The organism is Streptomyces sp. BE20 (assembly GCF_036322525.1).
Lineage (GTDB): Bacteria > Actinomycetota > Actinomycetes > Streptomycetales > Streptomycetaceae > Kitasatospora.
The window spans coordinates 1-303 of sequence record NZ_JAQYWW010000770.1; the positions used below are offsets into that span (position 1 = coordinate 1).

Consider the following 303-nt stretch of genomic DNA (forward strand, 5'->3'; position numbering starts at 1 on the left):
GGGGGGGGGTGCGGCCGGCGAGGGTAACCGACGCAACCTCAGCACACCACCGTCACACAGCCCCACAAACCCCCCCCGAAGAAGCACAAACACCAACAACAAACACACAACACGCCCAACCACGAGCAGCCCCCCACGCCGACAAAAAAAAACACAACCCCACCCCCCCCCCCCCCCCCCACCCACCCCCCCCCACCCCCCCCCGGGCGCGCACAAACCCCAAACACCCACCAAAAAAAAAAAAACAACAAAACACACAACCCACACAACAAAACAAAAAAAAAAACACCAAAACCCAAAAAA

The 303-nt window shown here is 58.1% G+C and carries 1 protein-coding gene; it reads right to left on the reverse strand.

Annotated elements, in window-relative coordinates; genetic code table 11:
- Positions 1-38: 38 nt before the first annotated feature.
- Positions 39-303, reverse strand: a 265-nt coding sequence (locus PUR61_RS16560; protein ID WP_329879616.1) for a hypothetical protein, incomplete at its 5' end; no start/stop codon positions are given.